The following is a 25,722-nucleotide window of genomic DNA, read 5'->3' on the forward strand; positions in this document are numbered from 1 at the left end:
TGCCTTCCAAATAAAAATCATTGAGCACAATAGCTACATTACGTAAGGGAGAGATAGGGTATATTTCTGAAGAGTCTTTAGATTTTATTCCTTTAAAATTATTAGAAATGGGCTGTTTGCCTGGAGCTGAGGTTCAGTTAGTTCAAATAGCGCCCTTAAAAGACCCTCTATATATTTGCGTAAACGGAAGTCATTTGGCAATAAGAATAGAAACAGCTTCTAAAATTCGAATACTTAAAGCACAGTTATAATGTCTAAAAATGATATAAAGGTTGCTTTAATAGGGAACCCTAATACCGGAAAAACATCACTATTTAACCAACTTACTGGTTTAAACCAAAAAGTTGGAAATTACCCTGGAATTACTGTTGATAAAAAAAATGGGGTTAGTAAACTTTCTGCTACTCAGAATGCAATTATTACAGATTTACCAGGTACATATAGTATAAACCCTACTTCTTTAGATGAGAGTATTGTTTTAAAAACTTTATTAAAAAAAGATATTAAAGAATCTCCAGATGTTATCTTAGTGGTTGCAGATGTAGAGAATTTAAAAAGAAACTTACTGCTTTTTTCTCAAATTAAAGATTTAGAAATTCCAACAGTTTTGGCAATCAATATGGTTGACCAAATGAACAGAAAAGGAATTACTATTGATTTATCTTTACTAAAAAAAGAATTAAATACAGAAGTAATTTTAATAAGTGCCAGAAAAAATGAAGGTATAAATGACGTAAAAGCAGCAATTATTCGTTGTCATGTTGCTGCAAAAGCATCTCCTTTATGTGGCATTAATCATCAGATTGATCCAGATTATTTTGATAAGTTAAAAGAAATTAGCCCTAATTATTCTTTGTATGAATTATGGTTGATGGTAACTCAGAATAATTATCCAGACACAATTTCATCAGAAGAAAAACAAAAATTACTTAGCTTTAAAAAAGATGTTTCTAAGTTGAAGAAATATCAACATAAAGAAACTATTTATCGTTATCAAGAAATAAATAAAATACTTAAAAAAACATATATAGTTGATAAAACCAAAGCAAAAGACCTTCGTGGTAGGTTAGATAGAGTTTTTACACATAAGTTTTTTGGGTACTTTTTCTTTGTGTTTTTATTGTTAATTATCTTTCAATCTGTTTTCGATTGGGCTTCAGTACCTATGGATTTTATAGATGTTAGCTTTGCTCAAATTGCAGATTTTGCAAAAAGTAATCTGCCAAATGGAGTGCTAACAGACCTGTTAACGGAAGGGATAATACCAGGAATTGGAGGTGTCATTATATTTATTCCACAAATTGCCATTCTATTTTTATTTATCTCTGTTTTAGAAGAAACGGGCTATATGAGTCGTGTAGTATTTTTAATGGACAAAATTATGCGACGTTTTGGTATGAATGGTAAAAGTGTAATTCCGTTAATTTCGGGTACAGCATGTGCAATACCTGCAATTATGGCAACTAGAACAATTGCTAGTTGGAAAGAGCGTTTAATTACCATTTTGGTGGTGCCTTTTACAACTTGTTCTGCACGTTTACCTATATATGCAATTTTAATTTCTTTGATTATTCCTGATACAAAAATTTTAGGTTTTTTAAATTTACAAGGGCTGGTTTTGTTATTGTTGTACGGGTTGGGGTTTGTAACAGCTGTTATTGCTGCCTATATTTTACATAGAACTTTAAAGATAAAAACGAAGTCGTTTTTTGTGGTAGAAATGCCAAATTATAAATTACCATCTGTTAAAAATGTATTTTTTGAAGTGATTGAAAAAACAAAATCATTTGTTTTAGAAGCTGGAAAAATCATTTTAGCTTTGTCTATCGTGTTGTGGTTTTTAGCATCAAACGGACCGACTTCTTATGAGAATGCAGAGAGAAACACGATTGAAAACAGTGCAAATCAGAACTTAACAGATCAAGAATTACAACAAAAAGTAGCATCTGCAAAACTAGAGAATTCTTATATTGGTATTTTAGGAAAAACAATAGAACCAGCCATAAGACCTTTAGGATATGATTGGAAAATAGGAATTGCTTTAATTACATCTTTTGCCGCACGAGAAGTATTTGTAGGTACGTTAGCAACCATTTATAGTGTAGAAGCAGATGATGAAAATACATCTACTATTAAAGAAAAGATGAGGTCGGAAATAAACCCAGATACCGGAGAAAGAAGATTTAATTTTCCTGTTGGGATGTCTTTAATGATTTTTTATGCCTTTGCAATGCAGTGTATGGCTACTTTGGCTATTGTAAAACGTGAAACGAAGACTTGGAAATGGCCATTAATCCAATTGTTTGGAATGGGCTTATTGGCGTATGTTGCTTCATTTATAACCTATCAAATTTTAAGTTAATGCAAGAAATTATAGCATATATATTAGTTGTTCTAGCCGTTACTTTTTTATTGAGAAAATACGTTTTTCCTTCTAAGAAAAAGAAAGGATGTAGTGCTGGTTGTGGGTGTTAATTTATTTTCTCATAAATCTGTAGTTCACTTTTTTTAGTTATTTAAGGGGTTTTAACATGCGAATAATAGGGTAAAACAAGATTTAAAAGAGCAATCTGTTGCTTTTTTAATAGTGTAAATATTTTTTTGAATCTTAAATATGTTTAACACAAAATTAGTAAAATAACGCAAGAAGGTTTTTTATTTTTGATGACGGATCTTTATATCACGTCCTAAATTATAAAAATGAAAAAGACAATTCTATTATTTGCTGTTTTTGCACTCTCCATTATTTCATCAACAGATATTTTTGCTCAAAAATTTCCAAGATTAGATGTGAGTCCTCTTGATGTTGCTTCGTATCCCAGTGATTGGAGGAACTCAGATAAGTTAGTAAGAGTTATTTACGGAAGGCCACAACTAAAAGGAAGAGCATTGTCTTCTTTAGCAGAGGTTTCAGATAAAGGTGTTTGGAGAACCGGTGCTAATGAAGCTTCTGAGATTACTTTTTTTAAGGATGTTTTATTTGGAGGAGAAAGCGTAAAAGCGGGTACATATACTTTGTTTTCTATACCTGGAGATAAAGAATGGACGCTGATTCTTAGTAATGTTAGAAATGTTTGGGGTCATTATACCTATGATAAAAAAGATGACGTTATTAGAGTTTCTGGTAAAGTTTCTGAAGCAAAAAAATCTATAGAAGCTTTTTCAATAGTTTTTAATGAAGAAGAGGATGATTTAGTTACCATGCATTTAGGCTGGGGAAATACAATAGTTTCGGTTTCTTTGCAAGAACAAGTTGACTTAAAAGAATAATTTTTTTGTTGATTTTTTATCAAGCTTATAACCCAATGTGGTTATTTATCTAATTATGTAGTGTTTTAGTTAAAAAAAACGCACTTAAATATACGGTACTAAAAAGCTTCATTTTTATGTTTTCTATTCAGAAAGCAAAAAAATGAAGCTTTTTTAATTACTTGTATGGTTGTTTTAATTCTTTAGGTAATTTATTTACCCATCGGAATCACAATAATTCCAGAGAACTTATCTTGAAACTTTATTAAATCTTTATCTGCTTCTAACTTGGTTTTGTAATTACCCACTTGCACTTTCCATTCCGGAGCATAATAAACTAGTTTAGAGAAAATTCCGGGGAACTCTACTTTAAAACGAGCCATAAATTGTCTTGCTTTTTGCTCATTACCGTTATAAAGTTGAATTCTGTAACCAAAGCCATAAGTGCTATTGAAACTTCTTTTTTTAGAAACAATATTTTTTATTTCTGCAGATTCATTAGTCTTGTTTTGTGAGAAAGAATTGTAACTTGTTGTTAGTAAAACAAACAAAAACGAGAGTACTGTTAATTTACTTTTCATGCTTAATTTAATTTTGTACAAAAATAACGACTAGTTTAGTAATAAATTAGATTTAACTCTTATTTAGAATAATTATAAATTATGTTTTAGATTCTTTTAGCTTTTCAAACCTTAGGAAGAAGTATTACTTTTGTCAAACGAAAAAAAATGACTTTTGTCATTTTATATTAGATATTTTTAATCAAAGTTTAAATATGAAAAGTGTAGAACTGCACAATAGACTAGCCACATTACTTCTTAAAAGTATTACTTTTCTCCTAATTTTTGCATTCAGTGTATCTGCTTATTCACAAGATATTGATGAGGCACGACAAAAAGAAGGGAAAAAATTATTTAAATCGTTATGTGCTTCTTGTCACAAGTTAGATAAGAAATTAATTGGACCAGCTTTAAGTGGTGTTGAGGAGAGAAGAGAGAATGATTGGTTACATGCTTGGATTAAAAATAATGCAGAATTTAGAGCAACTGGAGATTCAGATGCTAATGCAATTTTTGACGAGTACAATGGGGCAGCAATGTCTGCTTTCCCTCAATTAACAGATCAAAATGTAGATGATATTTTATATTATACTACAGTAGGTGAGCTTAAAAAAGTAGGAGAAGTAGCGGCAGGTGATGCTTCTGCAAATGTTTCTTCTGCAGATGCTCCGGGTTGGTTAATATATGTACTTTCTGGTGCTATTATTGTTGCTTTTTTAATGATTGCAAGCTTGTTAAAACAGGTAAGTGAGTTAAAAGGCGATTCTGCTCCTGGAGAAGACTCTAATCTTAAAAGAGATTTACATGAGCTTTGGGCAGGTATAATGAAAAACACATTCTTAAAAGTATTAACTACAATATTTTTAGTATTGATTGGTATTTATGTCCTATTCGGATTCTTATTTCAAGTAGGGGTAGATGAAGGGTATCAGCCAATTCAACCAATTGCGTTTTCACACAAAATACATGCTGGAGATAATAAGATAGATTGTCAATATTGTCACTCATCAGCAAAACATAGTAAAACATCTGGTATACCTTCTGTTAATGTTTGTATGAATTGTCATAAAAATATTTCTGAAGTTGCAGATGATACTGTTGTAGAATTAGAAGATGGAGTTGTTCTTGGAAAAGAAGAGTTAGATCTTGAAATTGCAAAAGTATACACGGCAGCAGGTTGGGATGCAGATAACTTAGAATATACAGGTGAAACGGCTCCGATTAAATGGGTGAGAGTTCATAATTTACCAGATTTCGTTTATTATAATCACTCACAACACGTAACGGTTGCTGGTATCGATTGTCAAAAATGTCACGGACCTGTAGAGGAAATGGATGAACTGTATCAGTACTCTCCATTAACAATGGGTTGGTGTATAAATTGTCATAAAGAAACTAAAGTGGATTTAAAAGGTAATGATTATTACAAGAAAATTCATGAAGATTTGGCAAAGAAATACAATGTAGATCAAGTTACCATTTCACAGTTGGGTGGTAAAGAGTGTGGTAAATGTCACTACTAATAAAAAAGAATTAAAAATTAAAAGATTAAAAGACTGAATGTTTTTTTCAATTTTAAATCTTTCAATCATTAAATAAAAAGTATAAATGGCTTCAGACAAAAAATACTGGCAAAGTGTTGAGGAACTTAAAGGTAGTTCTATTGTTGAAACGTTAAGTAAAAACGAATTTGTAGAAGAACTTCCTACAGATGAGTTTTTAGGTGATAAAGAAACTCTAGAAAATTCTTCTACTTCGCGTAGAGACTTTTTAAAATATGTTGGTTTTACTACAGCTGCAGCTTCATTAGCAGCTTGTCAGGGACCCGTTAGAAAGGCTATTCCTTATGTTGTAAAACCAGATGATATCATTGCTGGTATTGCAGATTGGTACGCAACTTCTATGGCAGATGGTTACGATTTTGCAAATGTGTTGGTTAAAACACGCGAAGGTCGTCCTATTCAAATAATGCCTAATAAAGAAGCAAACGGAACTACAAGTGCGAGAGTACAAGCTTCTGTTTTATCTTTATATGATGAAAAATTACGTTTAAAAGAGCCTCAAGATAAAGAAGCTTTTTTAACTTGGGCAGATGCTGATGCGAAAATTGGTGCAAAATTAAACCAATTAAAAGAAGCTAATAAACCTGTTGTTTTATTAACAGGAACTATGGCAAGTCCATCAACAGATAAAATTATTGAAGGCTTTATTGCTGCTAACCCTAATGTAAAACATGTTGTTTATGATGCGGTTTCAGAATCTGGAGCAGCAGATGCTTTTATGGCAATGTACGGTAAACGTGTGTTACCAAATTATCATTTAGAAAATGCAAAAACAATTGTTTCTTTTGGTGCAGATTTTCTTGGAGATTTTCACGCAGGTTTAGAGAAGAAATATATTGCTGGTAGAAAACCAGAAAAAGGATATATGTCTTACCATGTACAGATAGAAAGTAATATGTCTTTAACCGGTGCTAATGCTGATAAAAGAGTGGTTGTAAAACCATCTGATCAGGTTTTTGCATTGTTAAATTTATACAACGCTATTACAGGAGCTAATGTTCCTTCTAAAGCAACTTCTGTAGATGCAACAATTAAAAAATTAGCTTCAGATTTAAAGAAAGCTGGTTCTAAAGGTGTTGTCTTAACAGGGTTAAATGATAAAAATGCACAATTAATTTCATTAGCGATTAATAAAGCATTAAATAGTGAAATTATTGATACAAAAAATACGCTAAACATCCGTAAAGGAAATGATGCTGAAGTTGCTCAATTAGTTTCAGATATGAAAGCTGGTAAAGTATCAGGATTAATTGCATACAATGTAGATCCTGTGTATTCATTATCAAATGCATCAGATTTTTCTGAAGGATTAGGTAAACTAGAAATTTCAGTAGCATTGTCTACAGAACATAACAGCACTACTGCTTTAATGGATTATGCATTACCAACTCCACACTTTTTGGAGTCTTGGGGAGATGCGCAGTTCGATTCTGTGACGTATGGTTTAATGCAACCAACAATTCAACCATTATTTAATACACGTCAGGTTCAAGACACGTTATTAAAATGGTCTGGAGATACTACAAAATATTACGATTATTTAAAAACATACGCAGCTACCAATGTTTTAGGTGGTGCTTCATGGAACAAAGCTTTACATAATGGTTTTTTCAAAAAAGACCTTTCTTTAGAAGAAGAGGGAGAAGTTTTTGAATCTACTGTTGTAATTTCTGATATTGCATCAAAATTAGCAAGTTCAGCGAAGAAAGCTTCTGGTTTTGAATTAAACTTATATACTAAAACAGGTTTAGGAGACGGTAAACAAGCAAACAATCCTTGGTTACAAGAATTTCCAGACCCTATTACAAGAGCTTCTTGGGATAATTACTTAATGATGTCTATGGCAGATGCCAGAGAATTAGGTTTTTCTAATCCTGTAAAAGATAACGGTGCTATTAATGGTGATTATGCCAAAGTATCTGTTAATGGTGTTGATGTTGTTGTTCCAGTAATGGTACAACCGGGTCAGGCTATTGGTTCTGTCGGTTTAGCATTAGGTTACGGTAAAACTTTTGGTTTAAAAGACGAAATGAAAGTTGGTATTAATGGATATCCATTATACATTAACGGAAACAATATTCAGTACGGAGTTACAATAGAAAAAGTATCTGGTACCCATAAATTTGCTTGTACACAAGTACAAAAAACAATTGCAGGTCGTCATGATATTTTAAAAGTAGCTTCTTTAAAAGAGGTAGTAAGTAGTGTAGATCCAAAACATTCTTGGAACAAGCCTGCTTTTGTATCTTATGACCATAAAGAAGTTGAAGCAAAATCTATAGATTTATGGGGAGAGCACAACAGAGAAGTTGGTCATCACTTTAACTTATCAATAGATTTATCATCTTGTACAGGTTGTGGTGCGTGTGTTATTGCATGTCATGCAGAAAACAATGTACCAGTTGTAGGTAAAAATGAGGTTAGAGTTGGTAGAGATATGCACTGGTTGCGTATCGATAGATATTACTCTTCTGAAGTTGCAACAAGAGAAGAAGCGAAAGCAATGGGCTTAAGCGGTGGAGACTTGTATAAAGCTATAGAAACTGAAGCAGAAAACCCAGAGGTTACTTTTCAACCAATGATGTGTCAGCACTGTAACCATGCTCCTTGTGAGACTGTGTGTCCAGTTGCAGCAACATCACATGGTCGCCAAGGTCAAAACCAAATGGCATATAATAGATGTGTAGGTACAAGATATTGTGCAAACAACTGTCCTTATAGAGTGCGTCGTTTTAACTGGTTTCAGTATTCTAACAACAAAGATTTTGACTTCAACATGAATAATGACTACGGTAAAATGGTTTTAAACCCAGATGTTGTAGTTCGTTCTAGAGGAGTTATGGAAAAATGTTCTATGTGTATTCAAATGACACAAGCAACAATTTTACAAGCTAAAAAAGAAGGAAGACCTGTTAACACAGATGAGTTTTCAACAGCTTGTTCATCAGCTTGTACAACAGGAGCTATGGTTTTTGGAGATGTTAATAACGAAAAAGACGAAGTAGCTACATTAGCAGAAGACAAGAGAGCTTATCACGTATTAGATTACTTGCAGACGAAGCCGAATGTAGTATATCAAGTGAAAGTTAGAAATACAAACGAAGCGTAAGAAAATTTTAAATTTAAAACTCAAAGTTGAAGGACTTTGAAAGTTTAAAAACTATAATTAAACTAAGTAATAAAAATATGTCTCATTACGAAGCACCCATAAGGGAACCTTTAGTACTAGGTGATAAAAGTTATCACGATATTACAGAAGACATTGCAAAACCTATTGAAGGGGTTGCAAATAAAAATTGGTATATAGCATTTTACATTTCTTTGGCTGCAACGCTTTGGGGATTTGGATGTATTTTTTATACCATAGGTACTGGTATTGGAGTTTGGGGATTGAACAAGAACATTGGTTGGGCTTGGGATATTACAAACTTTGTATGGTGGGTTGGTATTGGTCACGCAGGAACGTTAATTTCTGCAGTACTTTTATTATTCCGTCAAAAATGGAGAATGGCAATTAACCGTTCTGCAGAAGCAATGACAATTTTTGCCGTTTTTCAAGCAGGGTTGTTTCCATTGATTCACATGGGTAGACCATGGAACGGATACTGGGTATTGCCAATGCCAAATCAATTTGGTTCATTATGGGTAAACTTTAACTCACCATTATTATGGGATGTTTTTGCAATATCAACGTATTTATCTGTGTCATTGGTTTTCTGGTGGACAGGTTTATTACCAGATTTTGCAATGATTAGAGATAGAGCTGTGAAGCCTTTCCAAAAGAAAATATATGCTTTATTATCATTTGGTTGGTCTGGTAGAGCAAAAGACTGGCAACGTTTTGAAGAAGTATCTTTGGTACTTGCAGGTTTAGCAACACCATTAGTACTTTCTGTACATACAATTGTATCTATGGATTTTGCTACTTCTATTAACCCAGGTTGGCACTCAACAATTTTCCCTCCTTATTTCGTGGCAGGAGCAATCTTTTCTGGATTTGCAATGGTACAAACGTTATTAGGAATCATGAGAAAGGTTACTAACTTAGAAGATTACATTACCCGTATGCATATTGAATATATGAATATGGTAATTATCTTAACAGGTGGTATTGTAGCTGTAGCATACGCAACAGAATTCTTTATTGCATGGTATACAGGTTCACCTTATGAAAACTATACATACTTATCTGTAGGTGCTGCAACAGGACCTTATGCTTGGGCATTTTGGTCATTAATAGGATTCAATATTGTTACACCTCAATTATTGTGGTTTAAGAAAATTAGAAGAAGTTTTATTATGACTTTCATCATATCTATTGCTATTAATATTGGTATGTGGTTTGAGCGTTTCGATATTATTGCAATTGTATTAAGTAAAGGACATTTACCATCTACATGGTGGCGTTTTGAACCTACGTTTGTAGATGTTGGAATCTTTGTAGGTACTATTGGGTTTTTCTTTGTATTATTCTTATTATATGCAAGAACCTTCCCTGTAATTGCACAAGCAGAGGTAAAAACAATTTTAAAATCTTCTGGAGAATTTTACAAGAAGAGAAGAGAACAAGGTATACCAACTAAGCCAGCTATTAATGTAGCTAACGTAGCAGGTACAACTGATAAATCTAATAAAGAATAATTATGGAATCAGCAAAAGTTATTCACGCATTTTATAATGATGACGAAGTTCTAATGGATGCAGTGAAAGCTGTAAAAGCAGAACATCTTCATATAGAGGAAGTATTTTGTCCTTTTCCAGTACATGGATTAGACAAAGCCATGGGATTAGCACCAACAAGATTAGCAATAACTGCATTTCTTTACGGAATTACAGGATTATCATTTGCTATTTGGATGACTAATTACATGATGATTCAAGATTGGCCACAAGATATTGGTGGTAAGCCAAATTTTTCTTGGTGGACAAACATGCCAGCATTTGTGCCAATTATGTTTGAATTAACAGTGTTTTTTGCAGCCCATTTAATGGTAATTACTTTTTACATGAGAAGTAGATTATGGCCATTTAAAGATGCAGAAAATCCAGACCCAAGAACTACGGATGATCATTTTTTAATGGAAATACCTGTAAACAATAATGAAGCTAAAATTATTGCTTTATTAACCAATACAGGAGCTGTAGAAATTAATGTAGTAGACAAGCACTAATATATAGAAAATGAAGAATTTTAAATTAATTATCGCTTTATTTACGCTTACAAGTATTATTTCTTGTAATGATAAACGTACGCCTCAATTACAATTTATGCCAGATATGTATGTATCTGTGCCCTATGATGTAAATGGAGCTAATGGTCTTAATGGAGAACCAGTAAACATTAAACCTGTTGCAGGTACAATTGCAAGAGGTGGGCATGCAGCTTATGATATCCCTAACACAAATGAAGGATATGAATTAGCTAAACTTAGAGTAACTAACCCGTTAGAAACTACAGAAGAAAGTTTAGCAAACGGTAAAGCTATGTATGAGATATACTGTGCAAGTTGCCATGGTAAAGCTGGTGATGGAAATGGAGTTTTATCTCAAAGAGATAAGTTTTCAGGTATTCCTAACTATAAAGATAGAGACATTAACACAGGTAGTATTTATCATGTAATTATGCACGGTAAAAACTTAATGGGTTCACATGCATCTCAAACAACGTATACAGAGCGTTGGCAGATAGTACAATACGTAGAAAAATTACGTTCAGAATTATAATTTCAATAAGAAAGAATACGAAAAAGATATGTATCAATTCTCAGGTAAATTAAAAACATTCTCATTAGCACTAATACTTATTGGTTTAGTGGGAATTGGTTATGGTTTTTACTCAGCTCCTAAAACAGTTGAAGAAGCTAAAGAAATTATTGCACAACAGGCAGCACATGGCGAAAGTCATGCTACTTCTCATGAAGAAGTAAGTGCTGATGGGCATAAAAGTGAAGCACATGGTGAAAGCCATGCTTCAGTAGATGGATCTCATGATGACGCGCATGCTGAACATGTTTTGCATCAATTAAAAAATAAACCTTGGTCTGCGGTATATGTAGCATTGTTTTTCTTTTTAGGAATTACTTTATTAGTATTAACTTTTTATGCAATTCAAAGAGTTGCACAAGCTGGTTGGTCTATTCTTCTATTTAGAGTAATGGAAGCTATTACGGCTAATTTAGTACCAACATCAATAGTAATGGTGCTTATAGTACTTTCTGCTGTAATGCATTGGAACCACATGTTCCCTTGGATGGCAGAAGGAGTATTTGATCCTACAAGTCCTAACTACGATCCTATTGTAGATGGTAAATCTTGGTGGATAAATTTACCTGGTTGGGCTATAAGAAGTATTATTTATTTAGCAATTTGGAATGCCTATAGATGGTTTATCCGTAGAAATTCTATAAAAGAGGATACTGCAAATGATGGTTATAAAACATACAAATTAAGCTTTAATGTTTCTATTGGTTTTATTTTCTTATTTATGATTACCGAAACATTAATGTCTTGGGATTGGATTATGGGGTTAGATCCTCACTGGTTTTCTACTTTATTTGGATGGTATGTATTATCTAGTTTATTAGTAAGTGCGTTAACTGTAATAGCTCTTGTAACTATTTACTTACGTTCTAAGGGTGCTTTACCAGCAGTAAATGATAGTCACATTCATGATTTAGCTAAATATATGTTTGGTTTTTCTATCTTTTGGACGTACCTATGGTTTTCTCAATTTATGTTAATCTGGTACGCAGATATCCCAGAGGAGACTACTTACTTTGCTATGAGATTTAATGAATATAACTTTCCTTTCTTAGCAATGGTAGTAATGAACTTTGCTTTTCCTGTATTGTTATTATTAAATAGTGACTTTAAAAGTGTTCCTTGGTTTATCGTTATAGGTGGTGTCGCAATCCTTATTGGACATTATATTGATATTTTTGTAATGGTTATGCCTGGTACTGTTGGTGCACAATGGTCATTCGGTATCCCTGAAATTGGTGCTATATTGTTCTTCTTAGGAGTCTTTATATATGCTACTTTTAGTTCTTTTGCAAAAGCAATTGCAATACCAACTGGTAATCCTTTCTTAGAAGAAAGTAAACATTATCATTATTATAATATTGAACACAGAGGTGAAGGTTCAGGAGATCATCATTAATAAATAATTTAAACTAAAATAATTAAGACGAGATAAATATGCTAGCTCTATTTTATATTTTTATAGTCGTTGCAATCGGTGTAAGTTTTTGGCAAATAACCAGAATATTAAACTTAAGAAGCGTAATTGCTACTGATAAAGACAATGCAACCCAAGGTAGGAATGCCATTTACTTTATGGTTTTTTTATACGCAATGATGATTTATTGTTTAATCTTCATGAATGTTGTAATGTTACCAGAATCTGCTTCTTATGAAGGAGAACATGATGATAACCTTTTTGATATTACATTTTGGTTAATTGGTATTGTTCAATTTTTAATGCAATTCTTTATTTTCTATTTTACCTTTAAGTATAAAGGCGAGAAAGGAAAGAAAGCAAAATTCTATTCAGACAGTCATAAATTAGAGGCTATTTGGACCATTACTCCAGCTGTTGTTTTAGTTGTTTTAATTGGTTACGGATTATGGCAATGGAATAATATCATGGATTTATCTGATTTAGAAGATCCTGTTGTGATAGAAGTGTATGCTCAGCAATTTAGATGGGATGCTCGTTATGCAGGTGATGATAATACCTTAGGTTTAGGAAACGTTAACTATATTAAAGGTATGAACACTATAGGTGTTGATATGGATGATAAAAATGCGCAAGATGATAAACAAGTAACTGAATTGTATTTACCAAAAGGTAGAAAAGTTCATTTCAAGTTTCGTTCTCAAGACGTTTTGCACTCCGCTTATATGCCTCACTTTAGAGCGCAAATGAACTGTGTACCAGGTATGGTTACTCAATTTGGTTTTACTCCAAAGTATACTACTGCAGAGATGAGACAACAATCTGAAGTAATTGAAAAAACTGCAGGGATCAACAAAATAAGAAAATCTAAAGGAGAAGATCCTTATGAGTTTGATTACTTATTGTTATGTAATAAAATTTGTGGAGCTTCTCACTATAACATGCAAATGAAAATTACGGTTGTAGAACAAGAAGAGTATGACAAATGGATTGCAGAGCAACCAACATTAGCATCAGTATTAAATAATAATAATTAAAAAGACACTACAAATAAATAAGATTATGTCAGAACATCATCATAAAGAAACATTTGTAACAAAATATATTTTTAGCCAAGATCATAAAATGATTTCTAAGCAGTTCTTAGTAACTGGTATGTTTATGGGAATCATTGGCGTATTTATGTCTATGTTATTTCGTATGCAAATAGCATGGCCAGAAAAGTCATTTTCTCTAATAGAAGCATTTTTAGGAGATCACCAAACAGACGGTGTAATGAACCCAGATATGTACTTAGCTTTGGTTACAATACATGGTACTATAATGGTATTCTTTGTATTAACGGCTGGTTTAAGTGGTACATTTTCTAACTTATTAATACCATTGCAAATTGGAGCGAGAGATATGGCTTCTGGTTTTTTAAACATGGTGTCATACTGGATGTTTTTTGTTTCATGTATCATCATGGTGTGCTCTTTGTTTGTTGAAGCAGGTCCAGCAGCAGCAGGATGGACAATCTATCCTCCATTAAGTGCTTTACCACAAGCAATTCCAGGTTCTGGAATGGGTATGACTTTATGGTTAGTTTCTATGGCTATTTTTATTGCTTCTTCTTTAATAGGATCTTTAAATTATATAGCAACTGTTTTTAACTTAAGAACAAAAGGAATGAAAATGACAAGATTGCCTTTAACTATTTGGGCTTTCTTTGTAACTGCAATTATTGGTGTAGTTTCTTTTCCAGTATTATTATCTGCTTGTTTATTATTAATATTTGATAGAAGTTTTGGAACTTCTTTCTATTTATCAGATATTTTTATTGCTGGTGAAGTATTACATTATCAAGGTGGTTCTCCAGTATTATTTGAGCACTTATTTTGGTTCTTAGGTCACCCGGAGGTATATATTGTAATTTTACCTGCCATGGGTATTGTTTCTGAAGTTTTAGCAATTAATTCACGTAAACCTATCTTTGGTTACCGCGCAATGATTGGTTCTATTATAGGAATTGCATTTTTATCTACAATTGTTTGGGGACACCACATGTTTATATCTGGTATGAATCCTTTCTTAGGTTCTGTATTTACATTTACAACGTTACTAATTGCAATTCCATCTGCAGTAAAATCATTTAACTGGTTAACTACATTGTGGAAAGGTAATCTTCAATTAAATCCTGCCATGTTATTCTCTATCGGATTGGTTTCTACATTCGTTACAGGAGGTTTAACAGGTATTGTTTTAGGAGATTCAGCTTTAGATATTAATGTGCATGATACGTACTTTGTAGTAGCGCATTTTCACTTAGTAATGGGGGTTTCTGCTATTTTTGGAATGTTTGCTGGTGTGTATCACTGGTTTCCTAAAATGTATGGTAGAATGATGAATAAGACTTTAGGTTATTGGCATTTCTGGTTAAGCATCATTTGTGCTTACGGAGTTTTCTGGCCAATGCACTTTATAGGTTTAGCAGGTTTACCGAGAAGATATTATTCTAACACAGCATTTCCTATGTTCGATGATTTATCTGATATTAATATAGTAATTACATTATTTGCTTTAGTTGGTGGTTTTGCTCAAATATTTTTTATTGCAAACTTCTTTATATCTATTTATAGAGGACAAAAGGCAACAATGAATCCTTGGAATGCAACTACTTTAGAATGGACTACTCCTGTAGAGCATGTACATGGAAACTGGCCAGGTAAATTACCAGAAGTACACAGATGGGCGTATGATTACAGTAAACGTGTAGATCCAGAAGATGATGATAGTGACTATTTACATGGTGAAGACTTTGTGTTACAAACTGTGCCTTTATTAGAGGGTGAAGAACCTTCTTAGATTTTAAAAAGACATCATTTAATTATAAATGATATTTAATATACAAAACCAGTGAAATTTTTTCACTGGTTTTTTTTGTTTAACAATATACAGGTTTTCACCTTTTTTAAATAGTACTATAGTATATGTGCAGCTAATAAATGTGATTATCTTTTAGTTTGAAAGTTCAAGTTTAAGTCATACAATTATGTTGTATTCTTTTTGATTTCAACCTTCGGTTGATGACGTAATGGATGATAAAATTAACCGTAATAACAACAGAATATTTGATTGGTTTATAAAAGTTACTAGGTTTTTTAAGGAATATTAAAACATTCAGCAGTAGAAATATTTCTTTCTAAAGTAATGAAAAGGATTTATCCTAATTATTTGTAAAAGTCAAGTTACGTGCTTTATAAAATGTTGTTATCTGCTATAAAAAGGATATAACGAGTGTTTACATATAGTTTCTTGTATCCATTTAATACTACACCAAGTGATTCTTCTTACCTTACTTCTTTTAATTCTATTAGATATCTATTCAGTTCTTCTTTTAATATAGAAAAAGAAGTAATTGTTATGAAGCATACATCATACTTTCAGTTGATTAAGGATATATCTAAGTTGGTTTAAAACCTTCTTTATATGTCATTTTAGAAAGAATGAATATCAAATAAGGGCTCAATCTTATTTTGTTGACCAACTTTATATATTGGCGTAAAACTATTGTTACAAAGGTGATTTTATGGTTGTTAAAAGTAGTGTAGTAGATTTTACAATACTAGCTTTTATTCTAAATGAAAATAAATTAGTATTACTCTTTCTGATGTATTTTTTCAGAGAACTAGTTAAAATCTATAACGATTCATTCTACCTTAAACTTTAGTAAGTAATATCTGTGTAATAAACTTTAAGTACAGCTATTCATTAAAATGATCAATGAGTTTAATTGATGAAATTATTTATCTTATCATTAGGAATAAATCCTTTTAATATTAAAAAAACACCACATATAACCAATATAATACCCATTATTTTTTTTAATCTATAAATAACCAAAGGTGTCATTTTATTTTTTAGTTGTTTAGCTAAGAGTATTTTTCCAAGGTCTGTAAGTGCATACCCTAAAATTATAGTTGCAAAATACCAAAAGATACTGTTAGAATTCATGTTTAAAGTAGGGCCAATTACTAAGACAGTTCCCAACCAAAAGGCCAACACTCCAATATTTATAAAGTTTAAAAAGTAACCTTTAAAAAATAATTTTATATAGTTGTTTTTAACAGGTACTTCTATGTTTTCTGCTGATGCTAAAGCTTCTTTTTTATTTTGTTTATCAAAGTAAGTTATAAGTCCATATACAATAAGTACTAGGCCACCAATAAAGAAAAGCCTTGGATCATCTTTAATCTTTTCTAAAAAAGAACGACTACCAAAATAAGCCATACATATAAAAGTAACATCACCCAAAAGCACACCAATATCAAACGCAATTGCCGCTCTAGCTCCTTTTAAAATACTGGTTTGAATTAGCATAAAAAAAACAGGTCCTATCATAAAAGCCATGAAAAAACCTATCAAAAATGCATTCTTAAAGTCGTAAATATCCATTGGATAAAGGTAATTGTTTAATTACGATTTACCATTATCAGTTTTTAAAATTGTCTTAGTAGTGTCTTATGTTTAAGTAACATAATATTGTTCCGTTTTATATAACTTCTCTCTACGTTCTAAATGTTACGATTGTGAATTTTGTATGTTTTTAACTTATTTTACCAAAGGCTTTTTTACTAATCAGTTTGTCTGTTAGACCTTTTGGTAGAAATCATATAATGGAACTTAAAGTTGTAAGCTCACTGTTATGAGATTTTAGTATTCTTTGAAGTGCTATTCTTGCAATGTGTAATCTATAGAACTAAATCCGCGTTAGGGATTGCAGCGACATCCTTTTTACTTTTTCTGTAAAAAGATATAGCGGAAAGCCCGCTCGAACGCCAAAAAAATAGTAGAATTTATAAAAGTTGATACCTACAAGGTTTTTAGAAACCTTGTAGGTATCAACTAAATATTTTTAAACATCATCAAAATCTATAGAGATTTTTGAAGTTGTAGGGTATGCCTGACAAGCTAAAACCAATCCTTCTTCAATTTCGCTATCTGTTAAAATGGAATTCTTAACCATAATAGCATTTCCTTCTGTAACTTTACACAAACAAGTACTACAAACCCCACCTTGGCAAGAATAAGGAGCATCTAAATTATTACGTAAACTGGCGGATAAAAGATCGTCAGTTTGGTTCATAGTAAAGGTTGTTTCTTCATCATCTAGCATTACAATTACCTCTGTAGTGCCTTCTTTAATTTCAGCAACAGCTTCTTCGTCTATAGAAGTTGTAAATAATTCAAAATGAATGTTCTCTTTAGCAAAACCACGTTCTGTAAGTGTTGCAGAAACTTCATCAATCATACTTTCCGGTCCACATAAAAAAGCGGCATCAAAAGAAATGTCTTTGTAACTATTGTTAATGTAAAAATTAGTGCGCGCTTTGTCTATTCTACCAAATAAAGAACCTTCTATTTGTTCTCTACTATAAATGTAGTGTAGGTTTAAACGTTCTGGATATGCTTCTTTTAAAGCATCTAATTCTTCTTTAAAAATTGTATCTGCAGCCGTTTTATTTCCATAAATTAATGTAAATGTAGATGAAATTTCATTTTTCAACACATCTTTAATCATAGATAGAATTGGAGTAATACCAGATCCTGCAGCAAAAGCAATGTAGTTTTTATGCGGTTTAGGGTCTAATATAAATTTCCCTTCTGGTTCAGATATTTCTATAAAATTTCCTTCATTTAATTCTGTAGTTGCATAGGTAGAAAAAGTACCATTTTCTACCGCCTTAACAGCTACTTTTAAATAAGCTTCACTAGGAGAAGAACAAATAGAGTATGCCCTTCTAACCTCTTTGCCGTTAATTGTTTTTTTAAGTGTTAAATATTGCCCTGCATGAAAAGCAAATTTAGATTTTAAGTTTCCGGGTATTTTAAATACCAGAGAAACCGCATCTGCGGTTTCTCTAATCACTTCTTGTATGTTTACTTTATGAAATGTTACCATTAAAAATATATGTTTTATACCAAATTATTTGCTACCAAATATTCAGCAATTTGAACTGTGTTTGTAGCAGCACCTTTACGTAGGTTATCTGCAACGATCCACAAATTTAAGGTATTTTCTTGAGATTCATCCCTTCTAATTCGTCCAACAAACACTTCGTCTTTATCATGAGCATTTATTGCCATCGGATACACGTTGTTAGCCAAATCATCTTCTACAATAACACCAGGAGTTTCACTTAATATTTTACGAACTTCTGCTAAATCAAAAGCATTTTCAAACTGAACATTTACAGCCTCAGAATGTCCACCAGCAGTAGGAATTCTAACCGCAGTTGCAGTTACAGAAAAAGAATCATCACGTAAAATCTTTTTAGGTTCTTTAACTAATTTCATTTCCTCTTTAGTATACCCGTTTTCTAAAAAAACATCACAATGCGGAATTGCATTTCTTCCAATTTTATGAGGATATGCCATTTCACCTTCAATACCAGCCTCTTCATTATCTAATTGCTGTACCGCTTTAACGCCAGAACCAGAAACAGACTGATACGTAGAAATAACTACACGTTTCATTTTATATTTTAAATGTAACGGAGATAAAACTGCTACTAACTGAATTGTAGAACAGTTTGGGTTTGCAATAATTTTATCATCCTTTGTTAAAACGTCTCCGTTAATTTCTGGAACTACTAATTTCTTAGTTGGGTCCATTCTCCAAGCAGAAGAGTTGTCGATAACTGTTGTACCAACTTCTGCAAATTTAGGAGCCCATTCTAAAGAAGTCTCTCCACCAGCAGAAAATAAAGCTACATCCGGAGCCATTTTTACAGCATCTTCTAAAGTTACTATGGTGTATTCTTTCCCTTTATATGATAATTTTTTTCCAGCAGATCTTGCAGAAGCTACAGGAATAAATTCCGTTATAGGTAAATTACGCTCTTCTAAAACTTTCAACATTACTGTGCCCACCATTCCAGTTGCACCTACTACAGCTATTTTCATCGCCTAAAAATTTAATTATAAATTGAGTTGCAAATATCTTAAAAATAATAATCATACAAATCACTTACATCCTTCTAAATCGACTAAAGTTTAAAATTGAAGCACAAAAAATCCTGATGTTTAAATTTAAACAGTTTGATGTAAAATTATAATAAACCGATCTTTAAAATTTCTTTAGAAGCTATTTCCTGCTTTCCGCACTCGCTTTTTTTTCCTAAAAAGTCAAAAAAGAGCTCAAACAAATGCTTCAATCAGGGCTAAACTTATTTGGCAGCATTACTGCTAGGTACGAAGCAATTTCACGATTAATAAGCAGATTTCTTTGTTATTTTTTTTTAAAACTGCTTTTAACAACCTCGTAGTCACATAGAAAACATAGCGCTATGTTTTCTATGTGTCTATGTGGTCAATTTTTTAGTTTTTGTAAAGAGTTTAAGACTCCTTTCTAACGAGTGTGGTTAAAGATTGTCTTTAATAATAATTTAGAAATTCGTTAGAAACGAGTACTACTATAGAGCCTAAAACTTTCTCATTTTAGCATAAAACGGAGCAAATCCATGATAAAAATCATAAAACCTCTTTCTAAAATTTGTAACTTTGCAGTAAGAGAAACTGAAACAAATTCAGTTTAAAAACGTTAAACAAATTAGTATAGCATGCAACTGTACAATAAGTTAAGCGCCATAGAACGCGCTGCATTAATAGACGAAGCTGGTAAAGACCGCTTAACAATTTCTTTTTATCAATATTTTAAAATAGAAAACCCACAATTATTTAGAGACAAATTATTCTTAGAATGGAGTGAACTCGATGTTTTAGGTCGAATTTATGTTTCATACGAAGGTATCAATGCTCAATTATCTGTTCCATCAGAAAATTTTTATGCTTTAAAAGACCAATTAGACAGTATTTCTTTTTTAAAGGATATTCGTTTAAATGTTGCTATAGAACACGATAATAAATCGTTTTTAAAGTTAAAAGTAAAAGTTAGAAACAAAATTGTTGCCGATGGTTTAAATGATGAAACTTTTGATGTAACTGCAAAAGGTGTGCATTTAAATGCAGCTGAATTCAACGCAATGTTAGCAAACCCAGATACGGTTTGTGTAGACATGCGTAACCATTACGAAAGTGAAATTGGTCATTTCGATGGCGCTGTAACTCCAGATGTAGATACCTTTAGAGATTCTTTAGATATTATAGAAGAAGATTTAAAAGACAACAAAGAAGACAAAAATTTGTTGATGTATTGTACTGGCGGAATCCGTTGCGAAAAAGCATCTGCGTACTACAAACACAAAGGTTTCAAAAACGTTTTTCAATTAGAAGGCGGAATTATAGAATACACACGTCAGGTAAAAGAAGAAGGGATTGAGAATAAATTTATCGGTAAAAACTTTGTTTTTGATCATAGAAGAGCAGAACGCATTACAGATGATGTAGTTTCTAACTGTCACCAATGTGGTAAAGCGTGCGACGAGCATACAAATTGTGCAAACGAAGCGTGTCATTTATTATTTATTCAATGTGATGAATGTGCAGAAGCTACAGAAAATACGTGTTCTACAGATTGCCAAGAAATAATTCAATTGTCTTTTGAAGAGCAAAAAGAGCTTAGAAAAGGCAAAGGAAATAGCAATAAAATTTTTAAAAAAGGACGAAGCGAAGTTTTGAAGTTTAAGAAGTAAGTTAAAAAAAGTACTTAAATAAGTTCTTTTCTGTATCTTTGATTCATGGAAACAGTAAATTATACAGATTTTCGTTCCAATTTAAAACATTGGTTCGATAAGGTTTTTAATGATGTTAGTGATATCGTCATTAAAAGAAAAGGAGGAAAGGATTTAGTTCTAATTTCATTAGACGAATATAACTCTCTTAAGGAAACAAGTTATTTGCTTACAGGGAAAAACAGAGATGTTTTATTAAATTCCATTAAAGAATTAGAAGCTGGCAAAGGATTTCAAAAAGAATTAATCGAATAAATGAGATTAATTTGGTCAGCATCTTCTTGGAACGATTATGTCTATTGGCAAAAAGTTGATAAGAAAATTGTTAAAAGAATTAATGAACTTATTAAAAGTTGCGTTAGAACACCTTTTGAAGGGATTGGAAAACCAGAAGCTTTAAAAGGAGATTTACAAGGGTATTGGTCTAGAAGAATAACATCTGAACATAGACTAGTATATAAATATGAGAATGAACAGCTATTAATTGCTGCTTGTCGCTATCATTATGGGAAATAAACTTTTATTAAATAAAAGAACAAAGAACAAAAAAAGCTTTGTAATTCTAAAATTTAAAAAATAAAGTCATGCAAAAAATCGAATTAATGGCGCCAGCTGGTAATTTTGAATCTATGCAAGCTGCTTTAGATAATGGTTGCGATTCTATTTATTTTGGAGTAGAGCAACTTAATATGAGAGCAAGAGCTTCTGTTAATTTTACGTTAGATGATTTAGAAGAGATTTCTAAAAGATGTTCAGCAAAAAATGTGAGAACCTATCTTACATTAAATACAATAGTTTATGATCATGATTTATCAATAGTAAAAACATTGATAAAACGTGCAAAAGAAGCAAATATAACAGCTGTAATTGCCATGGATCAAGCAGTGATTTCTATGGCTAGAGAACAGCAAATGGAAGTCCATATTTCTACACAAATAAATATTACAAATATAGAAACGGTAAAATTCTATGCACTTTTTGCAGATACTATTGTTTTAAGTAGAGAGTTGAGTTTACGACAAGTAAAAAAGATTACAGAAGCAATTGAGAAAGATCAAATAAAAGGACCTTCTGGTAGATTAGTTGAAGTTGAGATTTTTGGTCATGGTGCTTTGTGTATGGCGGTTTCTGGTAAATGTTATATGAGCTTACATTCATCAAATTCATCAGCAAACAGAGGTGCTTGTAAACAAAATTGCAGAAAAAAATATACGGTTATCGATCAGGAAACTGGTTTTGAAATGGAGTTAGATAATGAATATATTATGTCTCCAAAAGACTTGTGTACTATTGACTTTTTAGACCAAGTTGCAGATGCTGGAATTAAAGTTTTAAAAATTGAAGGTAGAGGAAGAGCACCAGAATATGTTGCCAAAGTAATTAAATGTTACCGAGATGCAATTGATAGTTTGGCTGCAGAAACTTACGATAAAGAAAAAGTAATTTCTTGGATGCAAGAATTAGAAAAAGTCTACAATCGTGGTTTTTGGAATGGCTATTATTTAGGTCAGAAATTAGGAGAATGGAGTAAAGAGTCTGGTTCTCATGCAACACAAAAGAAAGTCTATTTGGGCAAAGGAGAACATTATTTTGACAAAGCTAAAATTGGTCAGTTTAAAATTGATGCGTACGATGTTGCTTTAGGCGATACAATTCTAATAACTGGGCCTTCAACTGGGGCTCAAGAAATGGAAGTAAAACAAATGTTTGTAAACGATGTTCCTGCAGAAAAAGCAACTAAAGGAGACGAAGTTACCATGAAGTTAGATTTTAAAATAAGAAGATCAGATAAGTTATATAAAATTGTAAAAACGGAATTCGCAGAAAACTAATGGTAGTAATTACGTTGCAAAGAAACAAATGCATTGGTTGTAATTACTGTGTAGAATTAGCGCCAAGTCAGTTTCAAATGTCTAAAAAAGACGGGAAAACTGTTCTTTTACATTCCATAGAAAAAAAAGGTTTCTTCACTATAAAATCTTTCGATGAATCTATTTTTGATGCTTCTTTGGAAGCTAAAAAAGCCTGTCCTGTTAAAATTATTGAAGTAAAACAGGTTTAAAAATCGAGAAAATTTAAAAATAAAGTCCTCATTTATTGAGGGCTTTTTTTGTTTAAAAAAAAGAGGTGTTTATACGAATACTAATTAAAACCATGCAAATACTAAACGGATTCGGAAGTAAACAATTTTTCATACTACATTTGAGGTATCAATAAATAAAAAAGTAGTTATGTTAACTTTCATAAACCTATTTTTTCATTCTTTGAGAATGCGTATATTTACGAATTAGTGAGGGTTAAGTTGTGTATATCTATCAGCTTGATAATCAATTTATAAACCAAGAGGTTTTTAGGATTTATAGAGCGCTTTTTTAGTGGATATGCTGCTAAAAATAGACTATAAAGACTATCAACTATAAAAATATATATACTTACATGGCATGTGGAAGTTGTGGTACAACAGAAAATGGAGTACCAAAAGGTTGCAAGAGTAATGGTAATTGTGGGTCAGGAACCTGCGGAAGTGGTAGTAATAAATTAGCCGTTTTTGACTGGTTGTCTAATATGACGTTGCCAAGTGGACAAGAGAAATTTAATATTTTTGAAGTCCGTTTTAAAAATGGAAGAAAGCATTTTTTCACAAACCCAGATAATTTACCCATCACTATGGGAGATATTGTGGCGGTAGAAGGATCTCCAGGACATGATATTGGTACGGTTTCTTTGGCAGGAGAATTGGTAAAAGTGCAAATGAAAAAACGCAAAATTACCGCAGAGCATGAAGATGTAAAGAAAATTTACAGAAAAGCGAGTCAGAGAGATATAGATATTTGGCAAGAAGCTAGAGGAAAAGAAGAAGAAACGCAAAGAAAAGGACGAGAAATTTTAGGTCGTTTAGGTTTGCAAATGAAATTATCTGATGTAGAATATCAAGGTGATGGAAACAAAGCTACATTTTATTATACAGCAGATACAAGAGTAGATTTTAGACAGTTAATTAGAGACTTGGCAAGTGCTTTTTCTATTCGTGTAGAAATGAAACAAGTAGGTGCAAGACAAGAAGCTGCCCGTTTAGGTGGTGTTGGTTCTTGTGGTAGAGAGTTGTGTTGTTCTACGTGGTTAACAGATTTTAGAAAAGTTACTACATCTGCAGCACGTTATCAACAACTATCTTTAAACCCTTTAAAGTTAGCTGGTCAATGTGGTAAGTTAAAATGTTGTTTAAATTTTGAGTTAGACACCTATTTAGATGCTTTAAAATCATTTCCGAAACAAGATCTAGTACTAAAAACAGAAAAAGGAGATGCAGTATTTGTAAAGATGGATATTTTTAAAAATCATCTTTGGTATACTTATAAAGAAGAACGATTTAAATGGTTTAGACTTACACTAGAACAAGTTTTAGAAATAATAGCGCTTAATAAAAATAATGAAAAATCTATTTCATTAGAAGAATATGAAGCAGATGTAGAAATCCCAGTAAAAGTAGATTTCGAAGATGCTGTTGGGCAAGATAGTTTAACACGTTTTGATACTCCTAAAACGAGTAATCGTAAGAAAAGTAGAAATAAGAAAAAACCAGCAGAAGTTGCTAATAATAGGCCAAGGGCAAAGTTAAACCCAAATCAAAAGGTAAATACAAATCCAAACCAAAAGCCCAACCCAAATCAAAAAAGAAAGCCACAGGCTAAGAAACAACCAAATACAAACCCTAACCAGAAGCCTAAAGCTAAAGTGAACCCGAATGCAAATTCGAACCCAAATCAAAAGCTTAAAGCAAACGTTCAGCCTAAACCAAGGCCGCAAAGAAAACCCAAACCGAAACCTCAAGACGAAATAAAAAAACCAGCAGGAGAAGTTAAGGATATAAAGAAACCAGAGGGAGAGGTTAAAAAGGTAAATAAGCCAAGAAAAAATAATAGAAACCGTAAAAATAATAACCCAAAAAATGACAACAATTCTGAAAAGTAATTCTTTTTTAATTGTTTTAGTAACTCTTTTATTGCTGTTTTCTTGTGATGATAAATCAGATTTTAATCTATATAAATCAATAGACAATGAAGGTTGGAAAGCGAATGAAAAAATATTTTTTGAATTTGAAGTAAAAGACACTATTTCTCCAAAAAACCTATTTATCAACATTAGAAATAATAATGAGTACGCCTATAGCAATTTGTATCTTATTACAGAACTTGTTTTTCCTAATGAAACCAGGGTTGTAGATACTTTACAATACGAAATGGCTGATAAAACAGGACGTTTTTTAGGTGTTGGGTTTACAGAAATTAAAGAAAATAAATTATTTTATAAAGAAAAAAAGGCATTTCCAATTTCTGGAAATTATATTTTTAATGTGCGCCATGCAATGCGTAAAAATGGAGAAGTGAAACCTATTGAATTCTTAAAAGGAATTCAGGATGTAGGTTTTAGCATAGAAAATTAAATAAAGTTCCCGTTTGCGTGGGAAAGACAAATTAATGAAATCTCAACAATGTTGAGAA

General features: G+C 31.9%; 23 protein-coding genes. 19 read left to right on the forward strand and 4 right to left on the reverse strand.

Annotated features, from left to right (window positions below):
* Positions 1 to 20 precede the first annotated feature (20 nt).
* The 3 genes from KV700_RS12165 (at position 21) to KV700_RS12175 (ending at position 3,270) form a co-directional block, all read left to right on the forward strand.
* Positions 21 to 251 (forward strand): FeoA family protein, encoded by a 231-nt coding sequence (locus tag KV700_RS12165; protein ID WP_166383569.1) that lies wholly within the window; start codon positions 21 to 23, stop codon positions 249 to 251.
* Positions 251 to 2,362 (forward strand): ferrous iron transport protein B, encoded by a 2,112-nt coding sequence (feoB, locus tag KV700_RS12170; protein WP_218598037.1) that lies wholly within the window; start codon positions 251 to 253, stop codon positions 2,360 to 2,362. The genes KV700_RS12165 and feoB overlap by 1 nt, the downstream gene beginning before the upstream one ends.
* Before the next feature lie 338 nt (positions 2,363 to 2,700).
* Complete coding sequence (locus KV700_RS12175; RefSeq protein ID WP_218598038.1) at positions 2,701 to 3,270, forward strand: DUF2911 domain-containing protein; 570 nt, start codon at positions 2,701 to 2,703, stop codon at positions 3,268 to 3,270.
* A gap of 191 nt (positions 3,271 to 3,461) precedes the next feature.
* Here the strand turns inward: KV700_RS12175 and KV700_RS12180 are convergent, their stop codons facing one another.
* Positions 3,462 to 3,830 (reverse strand): SPOR domain-containing protein, encoded by a 369-nt coding sequence (locus KV700_RS12180; protein WP_218598039.1) that lies wholly within the window; start codon positions 3,828 to 3,830, stop codon positions 3,462 to 3,464.
* Positions 3,831 to 4,024: 194 nt separating this feature from the next.
* On the opposite strand from KV700_RS12180, the gene KV700_RS12185 reads away from it, so the two are divergent.
* The 9 genes from KV700_RS12185 (at position 4,025) to KV700_RS12225 (ending at position 16,004) form a co-directional block, all read left to right on the forward strand.
* Positions 4,025 to 5,332, forward strand: a complete 1,308-nt coding sequence (locus tag KV700_RS12185; RefSeq protein ID WP_166383561.1) for a cytochrome c3 family protein — start codon at positions 4,025 to 4,027, stop codon at positions 5,330 to 5,332.
* 85 nt (positions 5,333 to 5,417) lie between these two features.
* Positions 5,418 to 8,480, forward strand: coding sequence for a TAT-variant-translocated molybdopterin oxidoreductase (locus tag KV700_RS12190; RefSeq protein WP_218598040.1), 3,063 nt, complete (start codon positions 5,418 to 5,420; stop codon positions 8,478 to 8,480).
* 77 nt (positions 8,481 to 8,557) lie between these two features.
* The gene (gene nrfD, locus KV700_RS12195; RefSeq protein WP_166383557.1) at positions 8,558 to 10,012 is read left to right on the forward strand and encodes an NrfD/PsrC family molybdoenzyme membrane anchor subunit; all 1,455 of its coding nucleotides are present in this window, start codon (positions 8,558 to 8,560) and stop codon (positions 10,010 to 10,012) included.
* Positions 10,013 to 10,014: 2 nt separating this feature from the next.
* Positions 10,015 to 10,542, forward strand: a complete 528-nt coding sequence (locus tag KV700_RS12200) for a DUF3341 domain-containing protein (RefSeq protein WP_166383555.1) — start codon at positions 10,015 to 10,017, stop codon at positions 10,540 to 10,542.
* Positions 10,543 to 10,552: 10 nt separating this feature from the next.
* The gene (locus tag KV700_RS12205) at positions 10,553 to 11,095 is read left to right on the forward strand and encodes a cytochrome c (protein WP_205860385.1); all 543 of its coding nucleotides are present in this window, start codon (positions 10,553 to 10,555) and stop codon (positions 11,093 to 11,095) included.
* A gap of 28 nt (positions 11,096 to 11,123) precedes the next feature.
* Entirely contained in the window at positions 11,124 to 12,530 is a 1,407-nt protein-coding gene (locus tag KV700_RS12210; RefSeq protein WP_218598041.1) for a quinol:cytochrome C oxidoreductase, read from the forward strand.
* A 38-nt stretch (positions 12,531 to 12,568) separates the two neighbouring features.
* Positions 12,569 to 13,585 carry a cytochrome c oxidase subunit II gene (locus KV700_RS12215; RefSeq protein ID WP_218598042.1) on the forward strand — a complete coding sequence of 339 codons (1,017 nt, stop codon included), beginning with the start codon at positions 12,569 to 12,571 and terminating at the stop codon, positions 13,583 to 13,585.
* A gap of 25 nt (positions 13,586 to 13,610) precedes the next feature.
* Complete coding sequence (locus tag KV700_RS12220) at positions 13,611 to 15,392, forward strand: cbb3-type cytochrome c oxidase subunit I (protein ID WP_218598043.1); 1,782 nt, start codon at positions 13,611 to 13,613, stop codon at positions 15,390 to 15,392.
* A 432-nt stretch (positions 15,393 to 15,824) separates the two neighbouring features.
* Positions 15,825 to 16,004: a hypothetical protein gene (locus tag KV700_RS12225; RefSeq protein WP_218598044.1), complete on the forward strand. Its 180-nt coding sequence runs from the start codon at positions 15,825 to 15,827 to the stop codon at positions 16,002 to 16,004.
* 312 nt (positions 16,005 to 16,316) lie between these two features.
* Here KV700_RS12225 and KV700_RS12230 read toward each other — a convergent pair whose 3' ends face one another.
* The 3 genes from KV700_RS12230 to KV700_RS12240 form a co-directional block, all read right to left on the reverse strand.
* Positions 16,317 to 16,982 (reverse strand): LysE family translocator, encoded by a 666-nt coding sequence (locus KV700_RS12230; RefSeq protein WP_166383545.1) that lies wholly within the window; start codon positions 16,980 to 16,982, stop codon positions 16,317 to 16,319.
* Between the two features lie 460 nt (positions 16,983 to 17,442).
* A complete protein-coding gene (locus KV700_RS12235; protein WP_218598045.1) occupies positions 17,443 to 18,489 on the reverse strand; it encodes a ferredoxin--NADP reductase in 1,047 nt (348 codons plus the stop codon).
* Between the two features lie 14 nt (positions 18,490 to 18,503).
* A complete protein-coding gene (locus KV700_RS12240; RefSeq protein ID WP_166383541.1) occupies positions 18,504 to 19,493 on the reverse strand; it encodes an aspartate-semialdehyde dehydrogenase in 990 nt (329 codons plus the stop codon).
* A 656-nt stretch (positions 19,494 to 20,149) separates the two neighbouring features.
* On the opposite strand from KV700_RS12240, the gene KV700_RS12245 reads away from it, so the two are divergent.
* The 7 genes from KV700_RS12245 to KV700_RS12275 all read left to right on the forward strand — a co-directional run bounded on the left by KV700_RS12245 (position 20,150) and on the right by KV700_RS12275 (position 25,664).
* The gene (locus KV700_RS12245; RefSeq protein WP_218598046.1) at positions 20,150 to 21,181 is read left to right on the forward strand and encodes a rhodanese-related sulfurtransferase; all 1,032 of its coding nucleotides are present in this window, start codon (positions 20,150 to 20,152) and stop codon (positions 21,179 to 21,181) included.
* Between the two features lie 45 nt (positions 21,182 to 21,226).
* On the forward strand, positions 21,227 to 21,475 hold the full coding sequence (locus KV700_RS12250) for a type II toxin-antitoxin system Phd/YefM family antitoxin (protein ID WP_218598047.1): 249 nt from the start codon (positions 21,227 to 21,229) through the stop codon (positions 21,473 to 21,475).
* A complete protein-coding gene (locus tag KV700_RS12255; protein ID WP_218598048.1) occupies positions 21,476 to 21,736 on the forward strand; it encodes a Txe/YoeB family addiction module toxin in 261 nt (86 codons plus the stop codon).
* Positions 21,737 to 21,804: 68 nt separating this feature from the next.
* Positions 21,805 to 23,052, forward strand: a complete 1,248-nt coding sequence (locus tag KV700_RS12260; protein WP_218598049.1) for a peptidase U32 family protein — start codon at positions 21,805 to 21,807, stop codon at positions 23,050 to 23,052.
* Positions 23,052 to 23,282, forward strand: a complete 231-nt coding sequence (locus KV700_RS12265; RefSeq protein WP_166383533.1) for a ferredoxin — start codon at positions 23,052 to 23,054, stop codon at positions 23,280 to 23,282. Before KV700_RS12260 ends, KV700_RS12265 begins: the two co-directional genes overlap by 1 nt.
* A gap of 374 nt (positions 23,283 to 23,656) precedes the next feature.
* On the forward strand, positions 23,657 to 25,192 hold the full coding sequence (ricT, locus tag KV700_RS12270; RefSeq protein WP_218598050.1) for a regulatory iron-sulfur-containing complex subunit RicT: 1,536 nt from the start codon (positions 23,657 to 23,659) through the stop codon (positions 25,190 to 25,192).
* A complete protein-coding gene (locus KV700_RS12275; protein ID WP_166383529.1) occupies positions 25,170 to 25,664 on the forward strand; it encodes a gliding motility lipoprotein GldH in 495 nt (164 codons plus the stop codon). Before ricT ends, KV700_RS12275 begins: the two co-directional genes overlap by 23 nt.
* Positions 25,665 to 25,722: the final 58 nt, after the last annotated feature.

This window comes from Polaribacter sp. NJDZ03, assembly GCF_019263805.1.
Taxonomy (GTDB): domain Bacteria; phylum Bacteroidota; class Bacteroidia; order Flavobacteriales; family Flavobacteriaceae; genus Polaribacter.